Here is a 23702-nt window from a genome sequence, read left to right as displayed (position 1 = left end):
AAGGCCGGCCCAGCTCCTGTCGCAGCCCGTCGAGAAAGCGGCGCATAGCATGACCGAGCCGGGACACCGCCCCCTGAGCTGCTTTGTGATCTTCCGCAGAGCAGGGTACGGATCTACCCCTGGCCGGGTGCTATCGGCTTCGCGCCCTCTGCCCAGTCACCTGGAAAATTGGTGGCACGCAGAGCGGGTTGGATCGCGAGGATGTCGGTCCTGACCAGCCCCTCAGCGACAAAGGGGTCATCCGCAAGCATCTCCTCGATCTCAGACAGTGTGGCTGCGTGAGCGAGGATGAAACCTCCACCTCCGTGCGCGAGAGGGCCGGCGCAGAGTATCCGCTCGGTGCTCAGGTGATGAGCCAGCCAATTCTTATGTGTATCCAGAACGGCATTGATGGCATCCGAAGATTCGATATAGGTCAAGGTGATGGCGTAGAGCATTGTTGACTCCTCACGGGGGAAGCTACGTTCACTTGGCAGGCGGATTCGTCACGATGTTTCGGATTGAAGAGAGAGCGGACTCGATCCCGGCACGACGTACCTGGTCTCCTTTCGATACCCCTTCAGCACGGACAAACTCGACGTCTGCAACGCCTAGAAAGGCGAAAAATGCGCGAAGGTAACGCTCCTGGAAATCCATGTCCTGGAAAGTGCCGTCGGCGTAGAAGCCTCCGCGTGCAGAGACCACGATGATGTGCTTGTCCTGAGTGAGTCCAATCGGACCTTTGTCGGTGTATTTGAAGGTCCGGTTGACCTGCGCTATCCGATCCAGCCAGGATTTAAGCTGCGTGGGTACGCTGAAGTTGTACATGGGAGCACCGATGACGAGGATGTCGCTCGCCAGAAACTCCGTCACCAACGTTTCGGATAGTTGCTGTTCTGCCAGGATATCCGGCGCGAGATCGGCCTGCTGCGGTTGGCGAAAACCTGCGGCAATAGGGCCGCTCAGATGACTTACCTCTTCCGCGATCAGATCGCGGTACGTCACTTGAATATCAGGTCGATCAGCCTTGATGGCAGCCACTACGGCCGCGCTGAGTTCACGGCTAACAGAGGCATTGCCCATGATGCTGGAGTCAATGTGGAGCAGTTTCATGTTGATATCCTCAGGAGTGGGGCGTTGGCATGGTTCGCGCGGGGCGGCGATTTTTCATATCTGTCGCTTCCCTGGCGGCTTCATCGATCAGGCGAACAACCGCGGTGGGTTGAGATAGCAGCGATAGATGGCTGGAATGGACCGAATAAAGGGTGGCCCCCAGACGTTGGGCGATGGCCCGCTGTACGGACGGCGCTAGCGCCTGGTCGTCGAGCGTTTGCAGGTACCAACTCGGCTTATCCCGCCAGGCTGCGTGCTCGATAGGGGTACCAAAGCTGCTCGCCGCTATGGGTTGCTGCCGAGCAGCCAACGAGCGGGCTGCAGTGGCCGGCAGGTCGGCCGCCATCACGGAATGAAAAAGGGTCGAACTGTCCAGCCAGAGCAGACCATCCTGGTCGGGAACGAGGTGCATTGCAGACGCACCGAGCTTGCTCAGGAGATCCGCGGTCGATTCGCCGCTATCGGGCGCCAGCGCGGATACATAGACGAGGCCTTTGACGTTGGGAGCGTTACCCGCCTGGCTGATCACCGTTCCCGCCCAGGAGTGACCCACTAGCAGTACATCCCCATTTTGTCGTCGCAGCACGCGTTCAGTGGCCGAGACGTCATCCTTCAATGAGCTAAGCGGATTCTGGACGGCGGTGACGTGATAGCCCATCGCTGTCAGTTGCTCCAGCACGGGAGACCAGCTCGACCCATCGACGAAGGCGCCATGCACCAGGACGATGTTCGCAATCCTATGGGCTGGTGCAGCAGCCATGGCGGGCAGCCCGGCTAATCCGGTAGAGGCGCCAAGTAACGCGCCTATCCGTATCAGCCAGGCCCAGGCAGCGCGTGGTGTTCTGACATGGCGCGAGGGGGCGAATGACGGTTTCATGTGTGGCTACCCAGACAGAGTGTGGGGCTAGTCTAGGTAGGGGCCGGAAATAGCGTGAGATGCCAAAACGGCCATAGTTCATGCAAAATTCGCCATCTCCTTGGCAACAGGACCGCAACCGTGCGTATCGCTATCGTTGCCCTCGAAGGCAGCCTCTTGTCCGCCATCGCCGGCTTGTCAGATCTGTTCTGGATGACCAATCAGGCGCTGCGGTCGCCGCCCACGGAGTTACCGGAGGGGATCGAGAGCGCTCATCGGGCGGATTTTGAAACCGTCATTGTCAGTGCGGATGGCAAGCCGCTGCATGATCCCCAGGGTCGATTGATCTCGGTCGATGCTTCATTCCTCGACGCCGGGATGTGCGACGCGGTACTGGTTACTGGCATTGCGTTGGCTGCCGATCGAGCGCCTCCATTGACCGAGTCGGTCACGCAGGCCTCGCGATGGATTGGCGCCTGTCACCAGCAGGGAGCTTGGGTTGGCGGGGCCTGCGCGGGTACGTTCGTGCTCGGGGAGGCCGGCCTTCTAGACCGGCGCCGATGCACCACCACCTGGTGGCTCCATCACGTATTCAAACGGCGATTTCCCAAAGCTCTTCCGGTTTGGGGATCCGCCATGGAGTCGCAGGACCGAGTCATAACGACAGGAGGGCCACTATCCTGGATCGACTTGGCGTTGCACCTGATCAGGAATTTCGCTGGTGCGGAGATAGCTAGATTGGCCGCGGATATCTCAGTGGCGGACAGCCTTCCCTTGCCCCAGTCCATCTATGCGCCCCGGGGCTTCATAAATGGTAGTGATCCATTCCTGCTCGAAGCAGAGCAGCTCATTCGACACAGTCTTGCTGGACTGACCGCCCTCGAACTGGCCAGGGCCTTGCACGTCAGCGAGCGTACCTTGCATAGACGGCTCAAGCAGTTGACGAACGAGTCACCCAAGGAGTTGATCACCCGGGTCAGGATAGAAACGGCCTGTGTGCTGTTACAGGCCCCAGGAGCCAGTATCAAGCAAGTGGCTCTCAACTGTGGTTATAACGAAGACACTTCTTTCCGCCGCGCCTTTGCCCAGGTTACCGGAATGAATCCCGCCGACTATCGCCGTTGGGCGAAGGGCCGCGCCGGGTAACGGGGCGCAACGCATAGAAAGATTCTTTCCCATTTTAGGTCCAAGGCTTTGCCGGTGGATGACTGCGGGGCTGGCGCGCGCGAGGGGGCTAGTACTCGAAGGGCTGCCCCAGCTCCTGTTGCAGCCAGTCGAGAAAGCGGCGCACCCGGGCGTAGCGCGAGTGCGCCCGGGGAAACACCAGGTGGTGCGCGGCCACCGGCAGATCGTCATCCTGAGGCAGGACCCGAACCAGATCGCCGCGGGCCAGATAGTCCGCCGCCAGCACCGTGCTCTCCAGGGCGAAGCCCAGGCCATGGCGGGCGGCTTCCAGGGTCATGTAGGAGCGATCGAAACTCAGGGTATAGGGCCGTTCCGGCAGCGCCAGGCCCTGCTGGGCGAACCAGTTGGGCCACTTCATCAGGGTGGCCTCGGACAGGATCAGTTCACTGTGCAGTAGATCCGCCGGCGAGTGAACCGGGCGTTTCTCCAGCAATTGCGGCGCGGCCAGTACCGCCAGGCGTTCGCGCTGCAGGGTGCGGATCTCCAGGTTCGGCCAGCTGGGCAGGCCGTGGCGGATGTCGAGGTCGACCTTGTCGCGGCTGAAGTGCAGGGATTCGTAGGAGCAGGAGAGATTGATCTGCAGGTCGGGATGACTCTGGCGGAATAGCTCCAGCCGCGGCATCAGCCAGAGCAGGCCGAAGCTCGGCGCCGAGTGCAGGCGCAGGCATTCCAGGCCGGCATCGCTCGCCGCCCGATCGGTGGCCATGGCCAGCCGATGCAGTACCTCGCTGACCTCTTCCAGGTATTGCTCCCCGGCGGGCGTCAGGGTCATGCCGCGCGCACCACGGACGAAGAGGGCACGCCCCACCAGGGCCTCCAGCTTGGCCAACTGATGGCTGACCGCCGAGGGCGTCAGCGCCAGTTGCTCGGCGGCGCGGGCGACGTTGGCGAAGCGCGCGGTCTGTTCGAAGGCTTGAAGGGCTTTCAGCGGTGGCAGAGAAAGCGTCTTGCCGGAATCCATGGGGCGCGGCTCCTGTGGCCAGTTCAAGACTGATTGTCGATAGACCTGGCCAGGTTGCCAAGCCGCAGGCATGAATTTTATTCAGTACGGTCTGACGCCGGCTGCGTTGCTGGGTGCCTGGGGCAGGGGCACTCTGGCCCTCAGCGACAGCCCTCCACAACAACAAGAAGGATAGCGTCATGCCCCTGCACTCCCTGCTGCTGCAAGACAAGATCGCCCTCGTCACCGGGGCCGCCTCGGCCCGCGGTATCGGCCGCGCCACCGCCCAGGCCTTCGCCGCCCAGGGCGCGCGGGTCATCATCCTCGATCTCGACGCCAGTGCCGCCCGCGATGCCGCTGCCAGCCTCGGCGAAGGCCACCTGGGCCTGGCGGCCAATGTGGCCGACGAGGCCCAGGTCAGGGCCGCGGTCGACCAGGCGCTCGCCCAGTACGGTCGCCTCGATGTGCTGGTCAACAATGCCGGCATCACCCAGCCGGTAAAGACGCTGGAGATCGGCCGCGCCGACTACGACCGCATCCTCGACGTCAACCTGCGCGGCACCCTGCTGATGTCCCAGGCGGTGATCCCGGCCATGCGCGCGCAGGGCGGTGGCAGCATCGTCTGCCTGTCCTCGGTGTCCGCCCAGCGTGGCGGGGGCATCTTCGGCGGTCCGCACTACAGCGCCGCCAAGGCCGGGGTGCTGGGCCTGACCAAAGCCATGGCGCGGGAATTCGGGCCGGACGGCATCCGCGTGAATGCCCTGACCCCAGGCCTGATACAGACCGATATCACCGGCGGACTGATGCACGACGAGCGCCGCCAGTCGATCATCGACGGCATCCCGCTGGGTCGCCTCGGCGAGCCCAAGGACGTGGCCAATGCCGCGCTGTTCCTGGCCAGCGATCTCTCCGGCTACCTGACCGGCGTCACCCTGGACGTCAACGGCGGCATGCTGATCCACTGATCGCCCCTCGTTCTCAACGCTCTGCATCGACAAGGGCGCCCGCGGCTGCGGCGCCCATAACAACAAGAGATCAGACCATGACTACGCTCACCCTGGCAGCGGCCACCTCGGCGCGCGCCAATGCCTATCGCAAGACCGCCTGGCGGCTCATGCCCTTCCTGATGCTGTGCTACTTCTGCGCCTATCTGGACCGGGTCAACGTCGGCTTCGCCAAGCTGCAGATGATGAACGACCTGGCCCTGAGCGAAGCCGTCTACGGCCTAGGCGCCGGCATGTTCTTCATCGGCTATTTTCTCTGCGAGGTACCCAGCAACATCATCCTGCACAAGGTCGGCGCCCGCCGCTGGATCGCCCGCATCATGATCACCTGGGGCATCCTGTCGGGGCTGTTCGCCTTCGTCGAGACGGCCTGGCAGTTCTATCTGCTGCGCTTCCTGCTCGGCGTGGCCGAGGCCGGCCTGGCGCCCGGTCTGCTGCTCTATCTCACCTACTGGTTTCCCACCTACCGCCGCGCCCGCATGACGGTGCTCTGGTTCGTCGCCATTCCCCTGTCGGGCATGATCGGCGGGCCGCTGTCGGGCTGGATCATGAATCAGTTCGCCGGCGTCCACGGCTGGGCCGGCTGGCAGTGGATGTTCGTCATCGAAGCCATCCCCACGGTGCTGGTGGGGCTGATGGTGCTCGGCTACCTCAAGGACGGCGTGCACCAGGCGACCTGGCTGGACGACGAGGAAAAGGCGCTGATCCAGAAGGAACTGGCCGAGGACAACCAGCACAAGACCGAGCACGCCAGCGTGCGCGACTTCATCCGTGATCGCCGGCTGTGGCTGCTGGCCGCCATCTACTTCTGCGTGGTCATGGGCCAGTACGCCATCACCTTCTGGCTGCCGACCCTGGTGCGCAATTCGGGGGTCGCCGATCCGCTGCACATCGGCCTGCTCACCAGCCTGCCCTACATGTGCGCCATCGTCGCCATGCTGCTGGCCGGGCGCAGCGGCGACCGGCACCGCGAGCGCCGCTGGCACCTGGTGATTCCCATGCTGCTGGGCGCCTGCGGCCTCAGCCTCGCCGCGGTCTTCGGCCACAACGTCACCCTGTCGATCCTCAGCCTGTGCCTGGCCGCGGCCGGCATCCTCTCCGCGTCCTCGCTGTTCTGGATGCTGCCCACCACGCTGCTGGGCGGGGTCACCGCCGCCGCCGGCATCGCCGCGGTGAACAGCTTCGCCAACCTGGCCGGCTTCTGCTCGCCCTACCTGATCGGCTGGATCACCACCAGCACCGGCTCCAGCGCCATCGGCATGTTCCTCATCACCGGGGTGCTGGTGATCGGCGCCACGCTGGTCCTGCGTATTCCCGCCGCCCTGGTCAATCGCTAATCGAGGTACAGATCATGACCGCTTCTTCGCCACAGCTCGTACCGCTCTCGCTGGCCGAGCGCGCCCATAACATCCGCCGCCATGCCCTGCGCATGGGCCAGATCCAGGGCCAGGGTTATGTCGGCCAGGCCCTGGGCGTCGCCGACGTCCTGGCCGTCGCCTACTTCCACGCCCTGAGCTACCAGCCACAGGACCCCGAGTGGGAAGGGCGCGATCGCTTCTACCTGTCCATCGGTCACTACGCCATCGCCCTCTACGCCGCGCTGATCGAGGCCGGGATCGTGCCGCAGGAAGAGCTGGAGACCTATGGCTGCGACGACAGCCGTCTGCCCATGTCGGGCATGGCCGCCTACACCCCGGGCATGGAGATCACCGGCGGCTCCCTCGGCCAGGGCCTGGGCATCGCCGTGGGTGCCTGTCTCGGCCTCAAGCGCAAGCAGTCCGGCGCCTTCGTCTACAACCTGTTGTCCGATGGCGAACTCAACGAAGGCGCCACCTGGGAGGCGGCCATGTCGGCCTCCCACTGGCAGCTGGACAATCTCATCGCCCTGGTGGACGTGAACAACCAGCAGGCCGACGGCCATTGTCGCGAGATCCTGGCCTTCGAGCCCCTGGCCGAACGCTGGCAGGCCTTCGGCTGGTTCGTCCAGCGCGTCGACGGCAACGACCGGGAGGCGCTGGTCGCGGCCTTCGACCGCGCCCGCCAGCACCCTGGCCGGCAGCCCCGGATCATTCTCTGCGATACCCGCATGGGCAAGGGCGTGCCCTTCCTGGAAACCCGCGATAAGACTCACTTCATCCGCGTCGAGGCGCACGAATGGGCCCTGGCCCTCGACGCCCTGGATGCCGGGAGGGACTTCTGATGACTACCAGCACCGCGACCAAACCACGCCTGACCACCTCGGCGATGATCGCCAGCATCGCCGCCGAGGGCCAGCCGACCCGGCCGGCCCCGTTCGGCCACGCCCTGGCGGCCCTGGCCGAACAGCGCCAGGACATCGTCGGCCTCACCGCTGATCTCGCCAAGTACACCGACCTGCACGTCTTCGCCAAGGCGCACCCCGAGCGCTTCTACCAGATGGGCATGGCCGAGCAACTGCTGATGGGCGCCGCCGCCGGCATGGCCCGCGAAGGCTGCGTACCCTTCGCCACCACCTATGCGGTGTTCGCCTCGCGGCGCGCCTACGACTTCATCTGCATGGCTATCGCCGAGGAGAACCTCAACGTCAAGATCGTCTGCGGCCTGCCGGGACTGACCACCGGCTACGGCCCCAGCCACCAGGCCACCGACGACCTGGCGATCTTTCGCGCCATGCCCAACCTCATGGTCATCGACCCCTGCGACGCCCTGGAGATCGAGCAGGCGGTGCCGGCCATCGCCGCCCACCAGGGGCCGGTCTACATGCGCCTCCTGCGCGGCAACGTGCCCCTGGTGCTGGATCGCTACGACTACCGCTTCCAGCTCGGCAAGGCCCAGGTGGTGCGCCCCGGTCGTGACGTGCTGGTGGTCTCCACCGGCCTGATGACCATGCGCGCCCTGGAGGCCGCCGAGGCCCTAGCCGCGGATGGGGTGGACGTCTCGGTGCTGCACGTGCCCACCATCAAGCCGCTGGACGAAGCGACCCTCCTGGCGGAAGCCCGCAAGCCGGGACGCCTGGTGGTGGCGGCGGAGAACCACTCGCTGATCGGTGGCCTGGGGGAGGCGGTGGCGACCACTCTGCTGCGCAACGGCGTGACCCCCACCTTCCGCCAGATCGCGCTGCCCGACGCCTTCCTCGACGCCGGGGCGCTGCCGACCCTCCATGATCGCTACGGCATCTCCACCACGGCGGTCTGCCAGCAGATCAAGGGTTGGTTGTAAGGACCTGACTGCGCGGTCACCTATGGCGGCCGCGCAGCCCGAGCAGCTTTCTCCGAGTAGGGAAGTGCTTTCTTATACCCGTCCCACTCCAGGCGTACCCGATGACGTCGCTGCTCCGGTGGCGGATCAACGCCCAGATCGGCACGCCGTCGGCTCGAGGGGTATGGAGCCCAGGCGGTTTGCGTGGCGGGATGATCGGCAACTCTGAAGACCTCGTCCGATTTCGCCAGTAGACGCCGATTCCACTGCTAATGGCAGTAATCAGCATATGCAACGATAGCCCGGAATGAATCTGGGGCTCTTGCTCGGCGGGTAACGCCTGCGTCTGACGCTGGCAGATGAGCAAAGGCCTTGAGGTTGTCGACCAATTCCACTCGCTGGAGCAACCGTCTAGCTTGGCGCTGAAAGATAGTCTGTCCAGTGCCTTGACGGCTACGCTACGGCATCGTGCGGGTGCGGGGCTCTCAACGCCCAGGCGCCGCCATCGGGCACCGCTTTCCTTGTAAGTGGCACAGATACCGTCTCCATGAGCGCCCGTCTCGATCATCAAAGTCAGCTCAGGTATCCGGCGGTCTGCCTAGGCGCTGCCGTTGACTGTGGCTACTGACGCCTTCCTGCGACTGGGCTGAATCTCTATCCGCTGCCAGTGGCAACTCGGCAGCGGTCCTGACCGCCGACCCGCCCGTCCGGCGCCACGAGTCACTGGCCTCCCTCCGGGGCCTGCGAAAGCTGCCTCGGTTGCATCGACCCGGGATGGCGTAGCGGTCGGCCGGACTCAGGCAAGGCCTCTGCGGCCGTTCCTGGGTGGCCCCTCTTTGAGCTCAGGGTCGCACGCCCTGTGAAGCTGGACTGTTCGAAGGACCCCGGCAGAGGTGTCTCGATTGCCACGATGTTCAGGGCGGTGCCCGCCGCCTCGGCCTATGTCCGTGGCTCGGGAGACCTTGGCGAACGGGCTGAGGCGGTTGGCCCCGGAGGTCAGCGGGGCGACTTCCACCGGCAACCTTGCCGAGTTACCTACCCGCTGCGACACAGGCTGCACAGTTGGGCCGTGGCCCTTCGCCAAACACTCGGCTGCCGGTTATCGCGACCGGCGGCAAGCGGTATATACCTCTTGGTTGGCGCGGAGGGGCCAACTACGATTGAACGGTATGTCCCAGGCCCAACTGTCCAGCCTTCGATTCCTGGTTGGCGGGGCTGCATGGAGAGGTTAGCGGATAGCCTCCTGCCAGTTGACGGCTCAAAGTCGATAGAAGCCTTGGGCATTATCGTGGAACAGGCGAAGGCGTTCGGCGTAGCTGAAGTCCGCGGTAATGGCTTTGAACGCCTCGATGAGGGCGTCATAGCTGCTGAAGAGCTTGTCCACCGGGAAGTTGCTGGCGAACATGCAGCGCTCCACGCCGAAGATCTCGATCGCGGCCAGTACGTAAGGGCGAATGCTCTCAGACGTCCACTGCCAGTCACCCATGCCCAGTCCAGAAATCTTGCAGGCCACGTTGGGCGCCTGGGCCAGGCGGCTCATCGCCGAGCGCCACGCCTGGAAGTGTGCGGGTCCATCGACCTGCATCCCGGTATGGTCGAGGATGATCTGGGTATCGGGAAAGGCCTTGGCCAACTGGTAGCTGTCTTCCATCTGCGGGTAATAGATCTGTAGGTCGAATGACAGGCTGCGTCCGGCCAATTCCGCGAAGCCGCGGCGCCAGGCCGTTTCGTTGGAGACGCCGGATCGGTCGAGATAGGTCTTGGTCGGGTCGGGGTGATAGTTCAGTGACTGGCGAATCCCTCGGAAATTACGGTGCTCGCGATGGGCGTCGAGGATGTCGGCGACATCCCCCCGCGACAAGTCGGCGTAGCCGACGATGCCATGGGGGAACCCGTGGCTGTCCGCCATTTCTTGCAGCCATCGGGTCTCGCCTACAGGGTCGCGCGGATCGTAGCCCACGTCCAGATGCACTGATTTCACCAGGTTCTGCCGCCTGGCGTCGGCCAGGAAATCCTCTACCAGGTAGCTCTGGCAGATCGCAGTGTAATCGCCGAAGACGATCGGCTTTACCCCGTCCTGCAACCAGGGATAGTAATTACGCTTCAAGTCGTAGAGATGGTGATGGGCATCGATGATGGGCAGGTCTTGCATGGCGAATCCTCGTCGAAGCGGACGTCGATAATGAGCGGCGAGATGATCTCAATAGGCTCCGGCAGACGGTGGATAAACGCGTTCCAGCGTCTTGAGCGCCTGCGGATCCTTCAGCGTCTCGCTTGTCACCAGCGGCATCACCAGCGCCAGGTCGCGAGTGGTGGGCTGTCCCTGAAGTGCCCGGTGGACCTGCTCCGTACCGTCGATACCCTGGCCGACCGCCTCCTGCAGGAAGATCCCCTGTAGAGCGCCCTCGCGCAGCAACTTGATGGTGGTAGGGCTGCCGTCCGCCGTCACCACGGCGACCTTGCCGGTCAGCCCCTGGGTCGCCAGCACCTTGGCGGCACCGGTGCCGGCCTCGTCGTACATGCCGTAGATGGCACGTATATCGGGATGGGCAGTGAGCATGTCCTTGGCCTGGGTGACAGCCTCGTTCACCGTCAGGCCACGGGTTTCGAGGACCTGCACCAGGTCGCAGCCATCGCTGGCAAAGGCTTCGCGCGCGCCCTTGAGGTACTTCTGGGCATTCTCTCTGTCCTGTGGCAGCGACAGCATCCCCACCTGGTTGCTGCCGCGCTCCTTGGCCAATTGGCAGACGAAGCGACCTTGAGCCTTGCCCGTGTCGTAGTTGTTTGCCGTGACGGCGCTGGTGTAATCCTGCTGGCCTGCTTGGGGGCCGATGCCGGCGAAGGCCACCGGTATGTTTCGTGACTTGAGATAGGCCAGCAGTGGCGGGGTACTGGTCGAACTAACTGGGCCTATGACCACAGCGTCGACGCCGCGGGTCAAGGCGGTGCGGATGTTGTCCATCTGCTTGGCCGGCGAGTTCTCCGAGGTGTACTCCACATAGTCCATGCCGAGCCTGGTCGCCTGCTGCTTGACCCCGTAGCCCACCCACTGCCAGTAGGAAATGTCCAGGGACGGCGCGAGATAGGCCACGGTCGGCTTGTCCGCTGCCCGGGCTGGTCCGCCAAGCAGGATGGCGGCGCAGACGAGTGCAAGGGGCAATCGACTTGAGCGGGAGCGAGGGGAGGTCGAGTTCATTGTTGTTCTTCCTATCGACGAGAGGCGTTGCGGGATTTGCTGAAGCGGTCGATCAGTACCGCGATTAGAATCGCCGTACCGGTCACCGAACCCTGCCAGAAGCTGTTGATACCGATCAGGTTCACCCCATTCTGGATCACCGTGATCATCAAGGCACCGAGCACGGCTCCCACCGCTGAACCGGTGCCGCCGGCCAGGCTGGCGCCGCCGATCACCACCGCAGCGATGGCCTGGAGCATCAGGCTGGCACCTGCGGTGGATTCGGCGTTGAGAATGTAGGAAACCGTTAGCAGACCGGCGCAGGAAGCCAGCAGGGAAGACGCCACGTAGGCTAGGAACTGCGTGCGCTTGACCGGGATGCCCAGCAGCCGTGCCGCGGAGGCGCTACTGCCTACCGCGTAGAGCCAGCGGCCAGCCACAACCTTGCGCAGGAATAGCTCTATGACGATTAGCAGTACCAGGCAGAAGGTCAGAAAGTTGGGCAGGCCTGGAATCAGGCTGCCGCCGTTGAGCAGCCAGTAATCGGTATCGTTGATTGGCATGGAGCGACCGTTGGTGACGATGAACGCAAGGCTGCCCGCCACGGCGTAGGTACTGAGGGTCACCACGAAGGGGGCCAGTCCGGCCAGAGTGACGAGAGCGCCGTTGAGGGCACCGATCGCCAAGCCCACGCCAAGGCCGCAGGCACTGGCGGTGACGCTGTCCAGTCCCTGGGCCATCGCCAGGGCGGTGACCATGCCGGTAAGGGAGAACACCGAGCCCACGGACAGATCTATGCCACCGGTGATCACCACCAGCAACACCCCCAGGGACATCAGGATCAGGGGCGCCGCCGCCTGGGCGACGTTGGCGGCATTGCCCCAGCTCAGCGCCTGTGGAACCAGCCAGCCGACGCCGAGCACGATGACCACCATGGCCGTGGCGATGGCGAGTTCGGTGCGATAGAGCGCCAGAGGATTCTCTCGCTGAGGCACGAAGGTGGCGGGGACGTCCCCCTGGACTTCGGTGTTCATGCTGCCACTCCTGTCAACGCGGTAAGCCGATCTTCGTTGAGGTCCTCGTGCTCCAGCAGGCCGACGCAGCGACCTCCGGTGTCGAAGGCCAGTACCCGGTCGCAAAGCTCCACTAGCTCGGCGTTCTCGGAGGACCACCAGATGATCATGGTGCCGCGCTCGGCGAGTTCCCGGATCAGGCGGTAGATGTCTCGCTTGGTGCCGATGTCGACTCCTCGGGTGGGCTCTTCCAGCACCAGCAGGCGAGTCGGTAACGCCAGCCAACGAGCCAGCAGCAGCTTCTGCTGGTTGCCGCCACTGAGGGTGGCCGGCAGGTCGTGCAGTGCACCGGCCTTGACCTGCAGGGTGCGCAGCAGCTCGGGACAATCGCGGCGCTCGTGGCGTCCCGCCCAGAGTTGGCGCTGAACAACGCGACGCGAGGCCATGACGTTGTCGATGATCGGTAGGGTGGCGAGGATGCCCTTGGCGGCGCGATCACCGGAGACGAAGCCGGCGCCCAAACGCACCGCCTGCGCAGGTGAAGTGAAACGCGCTGGCCAGCCCGGCAGCCGTTGACGCCAATCTCCGCCACGGCTGGCACCGATCAGCATGGCGATGAGTGCAGCGGGGCCTGCCGGCGAGCCAGCCAGACCGAGGATGCTGCCCGGTGTGACGCTGAGCCGCAGGTCGCCATGCTCCAGCACCAAGGGTGTCCCGGTCTGCACGGGTCGCTCGGTGCGGGAGGCCACCGCCACCGCACGTAGCTGGCCCATGCGCTCGACAATGGCGGCATCGCTCAAGTCGTCCAAGGCTTCGCGATTAGCCACAGTGCGTCCGTCACGCAAAATGGTGCAGACGTCGGCGAGCTGGCGGATCTCCTTCATCCGGTGGGAGACGAATACGATGGATACTCCATGTTCGCGCACCAGCCGCCGCAGCACCGCGAACAGACGCTCGGTCTCGCTGGCGGAGAGGTTGGTGGTAGGTTCGTCGAGGAACAGGATATCGGCGCCGGATGCCAGTGCTCTGGCCAACTCGACCAACTGCCCCTGGTGCAGCGACAATTCATTCACCGGTCGGCCCAAGGCGTGACGGGCCAGTGACTCGTCCAGCTGCGACAGCGCTGCCCGCGCTACAGCTGCCGCCTGCCGCCGATCAAACAGCCGTCCTCCCTTGCGCCGCAACGGCAGGACTATATTTTCCATGACACTCAGCTGTGGCAGCAGCGCCAACTCCTGATGGACCACGGCGACATTGCAGGGCGCCGCTCTAGCCGTCGTCTGGCCTGATCGCCGCCCATAGACCAGCTCTCCGCCGTCGCGATCAGCATGGCCCGAAAGGATGCGGATCAGTGTGGACTTGCCAGCGCCATTACCACCGAGCAAGGCGTGGATTTCTCCGGGTGCGACTTCGAAGTCGACTCCCTGCAGCACGGCAGTGGCGCCATAACATTTGACCAGGCCACGGGCGCTGAGAAGGGGAGCATTGGGGAAATCAAACGGTGTCATGATGGCGTTCTCCTCGGATTGCAGCGAAAGTCAATTGCTGAGGTGAGGAGTAACCATCAGGGCAAGGGGCTGCCGGTGTGGGAATGGTAGAGCGCGCAGTGAATCCGGAGGGATGGGCTTACGAAAGCTGCAGCGAAGGCACGGGGCATGACGACGATCTCCGACTTTTCTTATTTTTTTCAGTCTGGAACGCTGGTGGAGGCTAGAGTGATAGGGGTGACCATGGGCAGCAAGCTAGCCAGGTTCATTCGATACTGAAAAAAATTCAGCGCAGTCGATTGCGTGTCTTGTCCAACCTGATGGGTGTCGTTCTCGCGGCCCCGGCGATCGAGGAAACTCTGGTGGCATCGCTGCCCATCGGGAACCGATTACCAGCGTGCCGCCCTAGGCTGGAGAAGTAGGGTTCGGGTTTCGAGACGCAGCTCTCGACGTCATCCACCCATCCGGGCAAGGTGGTCTGCTGTCTTCCATCGCCCGCTGGCCGCCATGTCCGATACCGATGACCTCACCTTGCGCAAGCTGGAGATCTTCCTGGCCTTCATGCGCAGCCGCAACCTGGCGCGGGCCGCCGCCGAGCTGGGCACCAGCCATGTCAGCGTGCATCGCGCGATTCACTCCCTGGAGAACGCCCTGCGCTGCCCGCTGTTCAAGCACGAGGGGCGCACCCTGACGCCGCTGGATGGCGCCTTCGTGCTGGAGGCACGCGCCGAGCGACTGCTGCAGGACCTGGCGGAGACGGTACGACTCACGCGGCAGGCGGCCGGCTTTTCGGCCGATCGCTTTCGCCTGGGCGCGCTCTATTCGCTGACGGTGAAAACCGTGCCCCAGCTGATCATGGGCCTCAAGCTCAGGCGCAGCGAACTCAACATCGACCTGGTGCTGGGTTCCAACGCCGACCTCGCCGAGCAACTGCACGACTTCAAGCTGGATGCCATGCTGGTGGCCCTGGACGACGCCGTGGTGGATGCCGACTGCGAGAGCGTCGAGCTGTTCAGCGACGACATCTTTCTCGCCGCGCCCAGCGATTCGCCTTTCGCCGACCAGGCCGAAGTTGACCTGCGCGACCTCGCGGGGGTGCCCTTCGTGACCCTGACCCAGGGCTTCGCCACCTTTCGCGATGGCCGCCAGGTGTTCGCCCAGGCCGGCTTCGAGCCGGAGGTGATCATGCAGGTCAACGATATCTTCTCGCTGATGAGCATGGTCAGCTCCGGGGTGGGCTACGCGCTGCTGCCCGGGCGGGTCGAGGCGGTTTACCAGAGTCGCCTCAAGCTGCTGCCCCTGGCACCGCGCTACCGGCTGCAGCAGCGCATCGGCGCGGTGTTCCTGCGCAGCCGCGAGCGCGATCCCAATCTGCTGGCCTTCGTCGCCGAATGCCGGATGTACGCGCGCGGCTGACGCCGCGTCTCAACCGCCCACGACGGCGCGGGTTGCCAGGAACAGCAGCGAAGGGCCGAGCAGGCAGCCCAAGGCGGTGTAGAAGGCCGCCGTCAGGCAACCATAGGGCACCAGGCGCGGATCGGTGGCGGCGAGGCCTCCGGCCACGCCGCTGGAGGTGCCCATCAGGCCGCCGAAGATCACCGCGGTGCGCGGATTGTTCAGGCCGATGTAGGGTGCCAGGAAGGGCGTGGCGATCATCACCACGATGGACTTCACCAGGCCGGCGGCGATGGACAGCGCCATGACGTCGGAGCTGGCGCCGATGGCCGCGCCGGTCACCGGACCGACGATGTAGGTCACGGCGCCCGCACCTATGGTGGTGAGGCTCACGGCGTCGGTGTAGCCAAAGGCCAGGGCGATGGCGACGCCAGCGATGAAGGAAGAGAGCACCCCCATCAGCAGGGCGATGACCCCGGCGATGCCCGCTTCGCGCAATTCGCGCATGTTGACGCCAAAGGCCGTGGCGGCGATGGCGAAGTCGCGCAGCATGGCGCCGCCGAGCAGGCCCAGGCCGCCCAGCAGCGGCAGGTCGACCAGACCCTTCTGGCCGCCACTGATGACCCCGCCGACATAGGCGAGCAGCAGGCCGAGAAAGATGGCGATGGCCGAACCGTGCAGGCGGCCGCGGGTGAGTTTGTCGGAGAGCCAGTATGAGACCCACATGATGACGCCGATGACGGCGAAGGAGGCGATCAAACCGTAGGACTGGGTGGTCTTGCTCAAGGCTTCGATCAGCATGGCGGTCACCGGGCGGTCTGGCTAAGGGGAGCGGGGGTGGCGGTGGCCGGCTTCTTGCGGCCCAGGCGGTCGAGCACCGGCACCAGCGCGAAGGCGATACCCACCGCCGTCAGGCCGGCGAGGATGGCCATGGGGCCGCTGTGCAGGGCACCCACCACGTTCTGCTGCGCCGCCATGGCGACCACGATGGGGATGTAGATAGCGCTCCAGAATTCCACGCCCTGTTCGGTCTTGGGCTTGAGTCCGGTGCCTCGGTTGCTGATCCAGCTGCTGAAGAAGATCAGTAGCAACATGGCGATGCCGACACCGCCGACATTGGCGGGCACGCCGATGAGCCGGCCCAGGACTTCGCCGACGAAGATGCCGGCCAGGGTGCAGAGGGAAAGTAAAGCGACACCGTAGATGATCATTGTTGTTGTCCTCGGTTGTGCTTGGGGGGGTGAAGCCTGGCACCGCGCTCGTTTTTACCCCCTCTCCCTCTGGGAGAGGGTTGGGGTGAGGGCAGCCGCCATACGGGGATGCTCAGTCCAGTCGCGCCGCCTCCTCGCGCCGCAGCGCGTCCAGGGTCTCGGGGTGGGTATCCTGCCAGGCCAGTACGCCAGCGGGAGGCAGGACGCGCCTGGCCAGTTGGCTGAGGACGCTACCCGGTGCCAGTTCGATGGCCAGGCGCACGCCACGCTCGCGGGCGGCTTCCAGGGTGGCGTGCCATTCGATGGGCCGCGCCATGTTGAAGGCCAGGTCGTCGCGCAACTGCTCGGCACGCACCAGCCGTCGTGCCGAGGTACCGCTCAGATAGGCCAGCCGGGGCGCGCGTAGCTCGACCTCGGTAAAGGCCTGGTCAAGAGTCTGGGCGGCTTCGGCGAGCAGCGGGCAGTGGGACGGCACGCTCATGGCCAGGCGCTTGGCCGCTGCGGCACCTTGGGCGCGCGCGGCTTCGGCCAGCGCGGCCAGGCCGGCATCGCTGCCCGCAACCACGTATTGCTGCTCGGCATTGGCATTGGCCAGGTACAGCGGCGCGGCAGGGCGATGGTGGTCAGCGACCAGGCTCTCCACCGCGCCACGCCCCAGGCCCAGGATCGCCAGCATGCCGTAGCCGGACGGGTAGGCCGCCTGCATCAATTCGCCGCGACGGGCCACCAGGCGCAGCGCATCGGCAAAGTCCAGGGCCTCGGCCACCACCGCCGCGGCATAGGCACCGATGGACAGACCGGCCACCAGTTGCGGCGCCGGGCCGCGACTCAGCAGCAGGCGCGCGGTGGCGACGCCGGCGATCAGCAGGCAGAGCTGCACGGCGCGGGTATGTTCCAGGGCCTGGGCCGAGTCCAGGCTCAAGGGATCGAGGTCCAGCACCGCGGCGGCTTCCGCCAACGTCCGCTTGACCTCGGCGTCTTCTGGCAGGGCGTGCAGCAGGCCGGGCCGCTGGGCGCCCTGGCCGGGAAACTGGAAGAGGGTACTCATGCGGCGCGCGCCTCCGGCCAGGGATCGCTCACCAGCTGGGGACCGGCAACGGTCTTGAGCAGCACCCTTGGTGCCTTCGCGGCCCAATCGGCCAGGGCCACGCCGCCGAGCGGGGTTTCCAGCAGGATATCCAGGCGGCATAGCGCCTGCGCGTGCAGGAACGCCAGCAAGGCCCGCGCCTGCTCGCGTGGCAGCGGGGCCGCGCAGCGGATCAGCAGATCCAGATCGCTGCCCGCATGCAGCGCCGGCCAGCCAGAGGCCAGCTCGTAACCCGCGGCGCCGGTGGGGCCCCAGGGCAGGCCCAGGTCATCCAGCCGGGTCTGCAGGCGGGCCAGGGTGTCGAGGGCGGGTAGATCCCGGCAACCGTTCGTGATCCGCAGCGCCTCGGGACACCGCCGCTGCAGTACGGCAGCAGGCTCCAGCCAGGCTGCCATCCGCTCGGCGCGGGTGGTGCCGCGCAGGCCGACCGGGATGCGGTCTGCCTCGGGTTCCACGCGGCGGATCACCACGGGCAGGCCTGCCTGGGCGACCTGTTGGGCCCAACTGGGGGCTTGCGCGGGCAGGGCGTCCGGGGTGAAGCCCCAGAGGAGGTCGTGAGGGCGGTGTTGGGCTTCGCTGCGCTCAACCCAACCTACCTGAGCATCGTCGGTTGGGTTGAGCGCAGCGAAGCCCAAAGATCCCGCCATGCGCCCGCTCATCACGCGTTCCATCCCGCCCGCAGGCGTTCGCGTACTGCGCGAGAGGCCGCGCGATTGGCGCCGTCCAGCCGTAGTTTGAGATCGGTGGTACCGCTGGCGAGCACATCGGCCTGGGCATCGGCCAGGGCCTGGCGCACCTGCTGCAGATCTTCGGTCGAGGGTTGGTCGGGCTGGGTCACCTCCAACTGGCGCCAGAGCAGGCCCAGGGAGGCATAGCTGTCCAGGTCGTAGGCCATGGGCGGGATGTCCGCCGCCAGGCGTTCCAGCTCCTCGACGCTGCGCAGGGTGACCCGCGCGGCCGAGGCCTTGCCCATGGCATGCACCTGCACCTGGGGATCGCGCAGGGCCAGCAGGCGATTGGCCTGGTAGCCATGGGCGAGAAAGCCGCCAGACATAGCCTTGCCCACCAGCAGGCCCAGCACCGGGTGCCCGGCCAGGCGCGCCTCGGCATAGGCGCCCGCGGCCCCAGCCAGGGCCTGGTGGATGCCAAAGGCTTCCTCGCGGCGACCGTAGGCCTGGCTGGGCACGTCCACCAGGGCGATCAGGGTGCGTTTCATTGCAGCGTCACCATCCTCTTCGATGGCCTGCCGGATGGCCCGGGCCAGGCCCCAGCCCTCCAGCAGGCCCACTTCGCCCTGGCGGGCGCGGGGAAAGGGATTCTCGGCATCCGCTACCACCGCCAGCCAGCGCGCGGGGCGTCCGGCCAGTTCGAGGTCGGCGACGCGCAGGGAGGCGGGCAAGCCGCTGACGGTCTCGCCCTGGCCGGCCAGCGCCTGGAACCAGGTCAGGCCGCGTTGCGAAGGCTGGGTGCTCATGGCTGGTCTCCGGCATAGAGTTGACGGACCGCGGCGGCATCCGCCTGGGGGCGGGTGTCGAGATCGGCAAGATGCGTCAGGTAGTGGTCGGCCTGCTGGCTGCGCAAAGGGGCGGCAATGCCTCGGGTGAAGCCCTGCCGAATGGCGGTGGCCACGGCGGTGCTGTCGTCGACGACGAAGACGTCGGCCAGGCCCGAGGCGACCCGCTGCTCGCCGCCGGTCAGGCTCCAGATGAAGGGGCGGTCGCGGGAATCGTATTCCTCGATGCCGGCTTCCTGCTCGATCACCTGGGGCCCATTGAGCCCCAGGCGGGCCTCGCAGGTGACGATCAGCTGACTGCACAGGCCCGCGGCGATGGACATGCCACCAAAGCAACCGACGCTGCCGGCGATGACGCCGATGACCGGCTGGTGCGCGCGCAAGGCGACGATGGCCGCCTGGATCTCGGCGATGGCGGCCAGGCCCAGATTGGCTTCCTGCAGGCGCACACCGCCGGTTTCCAGCAGCAGTACGGCGCGGGTCGGGGTACCGGCGAGATTGTCTTCCAGCGCCAGCTCCAGGGCCCCGGCGATCTTGGCGCCGCCCACTTCGCCCATGCTGCCGCCCTGGAAGGCGCCCTCAATGGCGCAGACCACCGCGGGCTGGCCGTCGATGAGCCCCTTGGCCACCACCACGCCGTCATCGGCCTGGCAGACGATGCCCTGCTTGGGCAGCCACGGCGACATCAGCCGTTCGAAGGGACCGACCAGTTCGCGAAAGCTGCCGGCATCGAGCACCACACGGGCCCGCTCGCGGGCGCCGAGTTCGACGAAGCTGCGGCTGTGCAGCAGCTCCTGGACATCGGGAAGGGTCGCGTCAGCCATGGCTGCTGTCCTCCAGGTCGAGGGTTTCCAGGCCCTGCTCCAGGCGCAGGCGCACCACGCCAGGGGTGGCGCCGAAGTCATGGATGTCGAGGGTCAGGGCCGGCAGGTCCTCACGGGTGGCGAACAGCCGGTCGAAGAGGGCGCGCCAGCGCGGTTCGCTGCCGTTGACCGAGGTGGTCACCTTGAGGGTGAAGTCGGCGCTGGCGGGTTCGAGGAGGACCTCCAGGTCCCCCGAGCCGACGCAGCCCACCAGGGCGCGGCCCTGGCGGCGCTGGCTGGCCGGATAGCGGCAGGTGAAGTGTTCCATCAAAGGTCTCCGGGGAGCCGGGGCTCCAGGCGATCGACGAGAAGGGTGGCGGCCAGCAGATCGGCGGCGCCGCCAGGGGAGGCATTGGCGGCCAGCAACTGGCGGTCCAGGGTCAGCAGCTGGCGCCGCCCGGCGAAACTGGCGCTGCCCCCGGCCTGCAGCACGGCGTGGGCGCCCTGCTGCATGGTGGTGAGGGCCGCAGGGCCGCCCCGGTGCAGCACGCAGGTATCGTCCAGCGCGGTCATGATGGCTAGCAGCGCATCCAGGCGAGCGTTCTGTTCGCCTGCACCGGCCTGGCGGCTGGCGCGCAACTGCGGCAGACCGCGCTGGTGGATGGCGGGAAAGCCCGCAGCGGCCTCGGCCCGGGCGCCGCCGACGCCATAGCGCTGGGCGACGCGCTGGCCATGGCTGGGCGCCGCCTGGGTCGCGTCCGGATCGGGCAGGCTGGCCAGGCGCCCGGCCGCCCGGCACAGCGCCTGGGCGGAAGTCGGACGCTCATGCACGGTCGCCGTCACCAGCAGCCCCAGCGCCCAGATGGCGCCGCGGTGAGTGTTGACCCCGTGGGTGACCTGCAGCATGGCGGCTTCGCCGTCACGCCCCAGTTGGCCAATCAGGCGGCGCAGTTCGGCGGCGGGCAGCCCCCGCTCGGCGGCTTCTGCCATGGCCTGGAAACAGGGCTGCAGGGCCTGGGCCGAGGTCAGCATCAGGCCGAGGCTGAGGTCACGGTGGGCACCCTGGCCGCGGCGATCCACCAGGGCCGGCTTGGGCGAGAGTTCGGCTTCGTCCACCAGGGCGGATACGGCCAGTTCGGCCAGGCGCTCGGCGGGGGATGGGGCAAGACGGGCGAGGGCGCGCATCACCAGCTCCTGAACTTCGCCGGGGGTTGATAGAGGCCGCCCGACCATTCCACCAGCTCGCCGATGCTCTTGGCGGCGAGCAACTCGCGACTGGCATCGGTGCGGCGGATGCCGAGGTCCTCGGGCAGGGCCACCAGGCCTTCCTGGCGCAGCCGCCGGGCCTCGGCCGGATCGCTGCGCAGGCCGATGGTGGTGACCCCGGCCACCGCGGCGATCATCGCCCGGCGCTCTTCCAGGGAGCGGGCGCGGTAGAGATAGGCGATGCCTTCCTCGGTAAGCAGGTGGGTGACGTCGTCGCCATAGACCATGATGGGCGCCAGCGGCATGCCGCTCTTGCGCGCCACTTCCACCGCATCCAGGGTGTCGACGAAGGTGGGCTTGCCGCCTTCCTGGAAGGTCTCGACCATCTGCACCACCAGCTTCTTGCCACGCGCCAGCAGCGCTGGGGCGCCGTCGCCGGTCTGCTGACGCATGTCCAGCCAGGCCGGGGTGGGATGGCGGCGACCGCGTGGGTCATGGCCCATGTTGGGCGCGCCACCGAAGCCGGCCAGGCGCCCCCGGGTCACGGTGGAGGAATGGCCGTCACCATCCACCTGCAGGGTAGCGCCAATGAAGAGGTCCACGGCGTACTGGCCGGCCAGTTGGCAGAGCAGGCGGTTGGAGCGCAGCGAACCGTCGCGACCGGTGAAGAAGACGTCCGGGCGCTGGGCGATATAGCCTTCCATACCCAGCTCGGTGCCAAAGCAGTGCACGCTTTCCACCCAGCCGCTCTCGATGGCCGGGATCAGCGTGGGGTGGGGATTGAGCGTCCAGTGCCGGCAGATCTTGCCCTTGAGGCCCAGGCGCTCGCCGTAGGTGGGCAGGATCAGCTCGATGGCCGCGGTGTTGAAGCCGATGCCGTGGTTGAGCGACTGTACCTGGTGGCGTTCATAGATGCCGCGGATCGCCATCATCGCCATCAATACATGTACCGGCTTGATGTGGCGCGGATCGCGGGTGAACAGCGGTTCGATGTAGAAGGGCCGATCGGCCACCACTACGAAATCCACCCAGTCCGCCGGGATGTCGACTCGCGGCAATTCGGACACGTCGTCCACCAGCTGATTGACCTGGACGATGACGATGCCGTCGCTGAAGGCCGCCGGCTCGATCAGCGCCGGGCTGTCCTCGGTGCTGGGGCCGGTGTAGATGTTGCCGGCGCGATCGGCCATGAAGCCGGCGCTGAGCACCACCTTGGGAATCAGGTCCACCAGCAGCCGGGCATAGAGTTCGATGTAGGTGTGGATGGCGCCGACTTCCAGCAGGCCATCCTCCAGCAGCTGGCTGATCCTCAGGCTCTGAGTGCCGGCGAAGGAGAAGTCCAGCTTGCGGGCAATGCCGCGTTCGAAGAGGTCCAGGTGCTCGGCGCGACCGACGCTGGGCATGATCATGTGCAGGTCGTGCAGCTTGGCCGGATCGACCTGGGCCAGGCTGCGGGAGAGGAAGTCGGCCTGCTTCTGGTTGTTGCCTTCCAGCACCACCCGGTCGCCGGGGGCCAGCAGCTGTTCCAGGGCCGCGACGATGGACGCGGTGGGCAGCACCTTGCCATCGGCCAGCGCGGCCACCCGGTCCAGGCGCTGCTGCTTGTCGCTGCGGCGCCTGGCGATCCGAGCCGGTGGGGAGGATGTCGTTGTCATTAGGGTCTCCACGTATCACCTGTCGTGGAGTCACCCTAGACCTCGACTGCCGGGCATTCAATCAACCTGATTACGGAATCGTTACGCTGAGGTTAACGATTCCGTTGATCTCAGGCGCCTGCGACCGACTCAGGTCTTGTCGACCGGAGTGAAGACCGTGGTGGTCCTGGAGAACCAGCTGGTGGGGGTCACGTCGACGTTGGCGTTGTCGAATCTCAAGTTGTTCTGCACCTGCTTGAGCGTCAGGTTGGCCTGCCAGAACTGATCGTGGGCCAGTTCCTGGCTGGCTCTGTGCACCAGGTCCAGGGTTTCCTGCGCCGGCAGCACGGCGGTGGAGTAGTCGACGTCGACCCCGGCCACCTTGAGGATCTCGCCGGCGCCCTGGGTGTCGCCCTGCTGGATCTTCTCGCTGGCCTGGGCCACGGCCTGATTCTTGGCCGGGGTGGCGACATAGTCGTCACGCAGCGCCATACCGCTCCAGATCGGCAGCCAGGCCGTGGCCTTGGCGTCCTGCGCGGAGACCTGCACGAGCTGGCCGTCCTGATCCCGCAGGTCCTTGGCCGACTTGAGATAGGCGGTCTTGTCGGTCTGGGCCGTTTGCAGCGCGCTCTCGGCGGCACCCAGCTGCTGCTTGGCCTGATCGACGTGACCTTCGAAGAGATCCTGGCGCGCGGCGATCACGTCCTTGAAGGCCGATTGGCCCTGCTGGGAAATCGCCGGCAGGGTGGCGACCTGCTGGGTGGCGACGTCGGGTCGGGTGTCGGCCAGCGCGGCGGTGGAAAAGACCGAGGCGATGGCCAGGACGAGGAGGCTTTTGGCGATACGACGATTGAGGTTCATGTGCTTCTCCCGGATACGAAAGTGACTGGAACCGCAGGGGTATCGGGCAGGGCTGCGGGATAC

General features: G+C 66.0%; 24 protein-coding genes. 6 read left to right on the top strand and 18 right to left on the bottom strand.

Features of this window, described 5'->3' with window-relative positions; genetic code table 11:
• Positions 1-113 precede the first annotated feature (113 nt).
• From AR540_RS13595 to AR540_RS13585, 3 genes are read right to left on the bottom strand one after another with little or no spacing between them, the layout of a single operon-like run.
• Positions 114-437, bottom strand: coding sequence for a YciI family protein (locus tag AR540_RS13595; protein WP_059229688.1), 324 nt, complete (start codon positions 435-437; stop codon positions 114-116).
• Positions 438-465: 28 nt separating this feature from the next.
• Positions 466-1092, bottom strand: a complete 627-nt coding sequence (locus tag AR540_RS13590) for an FMN-dependent NADH-azoreductase (RefSeq protein WP_059229687.1) — start codon at positions 1090-1092, stop codon at positions 466-468.
• Positions 1093-1102: 10 nt separating this feature from the next.
• The gene (locus tag AR540_RS13585; RefSeq protein WP_059229686.1) at positions 1103-1969 is read right to left on the bottom strand and encodes an alpha/beta fold hydrolase; all 867 of its coding nucleotides are present in this window, start codon (positions 1967-1969) and stop codon (positions 1103-1105) included.
• Between the two features lie 120 nt (positions 1970-2089).
• Between AR540_RS13585 and AR540_RS13580 the strand changes: the two genes are divergently transcribed.
• Positions 2090-3094 (top strand): GlxA family transcriptional regulator, encoded by a 1005-nt coding sequence (locus AR540_RS13580; RefSeq protein WP_059229685.1) that lies wholly within the window; start codon positions 2090-2092, stop codon positions 3092-3094.
• Between the two features lie 88 nt (positions 3095-3182).
• Here AR540_RS13580 and AR540_RS13575 read toward each other — a convergent pair whose 3' ends face one another.
• The gene (locus AR540_RS13575) at positions 3183-4094 is read right to left on the bottom strand and encodes a LysR substrate-binding domain-containing protein (protein ID WP_059229684.1); all 912 of its coding nucleotides are present in this window, start codon (positions 4092-4094) and stop codon (positions 3183-3185) included.
• A 194-nt stretch (positions 4095-4288) separates the two neighbouring features.
• Here AR540_RS13575 and AR540_RS13570 point away from each other — a divergent pair, with 194 nt between their 5' ends.
• The 4 genes from AR540_RS13570 (at position 4289) to AR540_RS13555 (ending at position 8275) form a co-directional block, all read left to right on the top strand.
• Positions 4289-5038: an SDR family NAD(P)-dependent oxidoreductase gene (locus tag AR540_RS13570; protein WP_059229765.1), complete on the top strand. Its 750-nt coding sequence runs from the start codon at positions 4289-4291 to the stop codon at positions 5036-5038.
• Between the two features lie 77 nt (positions 5039-5115).
• On the top strand, positions 5116-6414 hold the full coding sequence (locus tag AR540_RS13565; protein ID WP_059229683.1) for an MFS transporter: 1299 nt from the start codon (positions 5116-5118) through the stop codon (positions 6412-6414).
• A gap of 14 nt (positions 6415-6428) precedes the next feature.
• Positions 6429-7277 carry a transketolase gene (locus AR540_RS13560; protein WP_059229682.1) on the top strand — a complete coding sequence of 283 codons (849 nt, stop codon included), beginning with the start codon at positions 6429-6431 and terminating at the stop codon, positions 7275-7277.
• Positions 7277-8275 carry a transketolase family protein gene (locus AR540_RS13555; protein WP_059229681.1) on the top strand — a complete coding sequence of 333 codons (999 nt, stop codon included), beginning with the start codon at positions 7277-7279 and terminating at the stop codon, positions 8273-8275. Before AR540_RS13560 ends, AR540_RS13555 begins: the two co-directional genes overlap by 1 nt.
• A gap of 1237 nt (positions 8276-9512) precedes the next feature.
• Here AR540_RS13555 and AR540_RS13550 read toward each other — a convergent pair.
• The 4 genes from AR540_RS13550 to AR540_RS13535 are packed head-to-tail and all read right to left on the bottom strand — an operon-like array spanning position 9513 to position 13950.
• Positions 9513-10406, bottom strand: a complete 894-nt coding sequence (locus AR540_RS13550) for an amidohydrolase family protein (protein WP_059229680.1) — start codon at positions 10404-10406, stop codon at positions 9513-9515.
• A 48-nt stretch (positions 10407-10454) separates the two neighbouring features.
• On the bottom strand, positions 10455-11414 hold the full coding sequence (locus AR540_RS13545; RefSeq protein WP_236712061.1) for a substrate-binding domain-containing protein: 960 nt from the start codon (positions 11412-11414) through the stop codon (positions 10455-10457).
• A gap of 47 nt (positions 11415-11461) precedes the next feature.
• Positions 11462-12463 carry an ABC transporter permease gene (locus tag AR540_RS13540; RefSeq protein ID WP_059229678.1) on the bottom strand — a complete coding sequence of 334 codons (1002 nt, stop codon included), beginning with the start codon at positions 12461-12463 and terminating at the stop codon, positions 11462-11464.
• The gene (locus AR540_RS13535; protein ID WP_059229677.1) at positions 12460-13950 is read right to left on the bottom strand and encodes a sugar ABC transporter ATP-binding protein; all 1491 of its coding nucleotides are present in this window, start codon (positions 13948-13950) and stop codon (positions 12460-12462) included. The genes AR540_RS13540 and AR540_RS13535 overlap by 4 nt, the downstream gene beginning before the upstream one ends.
• A gap of 486 nt (positions 13951-14436) precedes the next feature.
• Between AR540_RS13535 and AR540_RS13530 the strand changes: the two genes are divergently transcribed.
• Positions 14437-15345 carry a LysR family transcriptional regulator gene (locus tag AR540_RS13530; protein WP_059229676.1) on the top strand — a complete coding sequence of 303 codons (909 nt, stop codon included), beginning with the start codon at positions 14437-14439 and terminating at the stop codon, positions 15343-15345.
• 9 nt (positions 15346-15354) lie between these two features.
• On the opposite strand, the gene madM is transcribed toward AR540_RS13530, so the two are convergent.
• The 10 genes from madM to AR540_RS13480 form a co-directional block, all read right to left on the bottom strand.
• On the bottom strand, positions 15355-16122 hold the full coding sequence (gene madM, locus AR540_RS13525) for a malonate transporter subunit MadM (protein WP_059229764.1): 768 nt from the start codon (positions 16120-16122) through the stop codon (positions 15355-15357).
• An 8-nt stretch (positions 16123-16130) separates the two neighbouring features.
• A complete protein-coding gene (gene madL, locus AR540_RS13520; RefSeq protein ID WP_059229675.1) occupies positions 16131-16535 on the bottom strand; it encodes a malonate transporter subunit MadL in 405 nt (134 codons plus the stop codon).
• 112 nt (positions 16536-16647) lie between these two features.
• On the bottom strand, positions 16648-17583 hold the full coding sequence (gene mdcH, locus AR540_RS13515) for a malonate decarboxylase subunit epsilon (RefSeq protein WP_059229674.1): 936 nt from the start codon (positions 17581-17583) through the stop codon (positions 16648-16650).
• Positions 17580-18269, bottom strand: coding sequence for a malonate decarboxylase holo-ACP synthase (locus AR540_RS13510; RefSeq protein ID WP_082707008.1), 690 nt, complete (start codon positions 18267-18269; stop codon positions 17580-17582). The genes mdcH and AR540_RS13510 overlap by 4 nt, the downstream gene beginning before the upstream one ends.
• A gap of 11 nt (positions 18270-18280) precedes the next feature.
• Positions 18281-19096 carry a biotin-independent malonate decarboxylase subunit gamma gene (gene mdcE, locus AR540_RS13505; protein ID WP_059229673.1) on the bottom strand — a complete coding sequence of 272 codons (816 nt, stop codon included), beginning with the start codon at positions 19094-19096 and terminating at the stop codon, positions 18281-18283.
• On the bottom strand, positions 19093-19959 hold the full coding sequence (locus tag AR540_RS13500; protein WP_059229672.1) for a biotin-independent malonate decarboxylase subunit beta: 867 nt from the start codon (positions 19957-19959) through the stop codon (positions 19093-19095). Before AR540_RS13500 ends, mdcE begins: the two co-directional genes overlap by 4 nt.
• The gene (locus tag AR540_RS13495) at positions 19952-20266 is read right to left on the bottom strand and encodes a malonate decarboxylase subunit delta (protein ID WP_059229671.1); all 315 of its coding nucleotides are present in this window, start codon (positions 20264-20266) and stop codon (positions 19952-19954) included. Before AR540_RS13495 ends, AR540_RS13500 begins: the two co-directional genes overlap by 8 nt.
• Complete coding sequence (locus AR540_RS13490; RefSeq protein WP_059229670.1) at positions 20266-21123, bottom strand: triphosphoribosyl-dephospho-CoA synthase; 858 nt, start codon at positions 21121-21123, stop codon at positions 20266-20268. Before AR540_RS13490 ends, AR540_RS13495 begins: the two co-directional genes overlap by 1 nt.
• Positions 21123-22799: a malonate decarboxylase subunit alpha gene (mdcA, locus tag AR540_RS13485; protein ID WP_059229669.1), complete on the bottom strand. Its 1677-nt coding sequence runs from the start codon at positions 22797-22799 to the stop codon at positions 21123-21125. The genes AR540_RS13490 and mdcA overlap by 1 nt, the downstream gene beginning before the upstream one ends.
• Before the next feature lie 129 nt (positions 22800-22928).
• The gene (locus tag AR540_RS13480) at positions 22929-23639 is read right to left on the bottom strand and encodes a YfdX family protein (protein ID WP_059229668.1); all 711 of its coding nucleotides are present in this window, start codon (positions 23637-23639) and stop codon (positions 22929-22931) included.
• Positions 23640-23702: the final 63 nt, after the last annotated feature.

The organism is Pseudomonas sp. EpS/L25 (assembly GCF_001512295.1).
Taxonomy (GTDB): Bacteria; Pseudomonadota; Gammaproteobacteria; order Pseudomonadales; family Pseudomonadaceae; genus Chryseomonas.
Note: the sequence above shows the minus strand (reverse complement) of the source record. Positions and strands in the feature narration are given on the sequence as shown.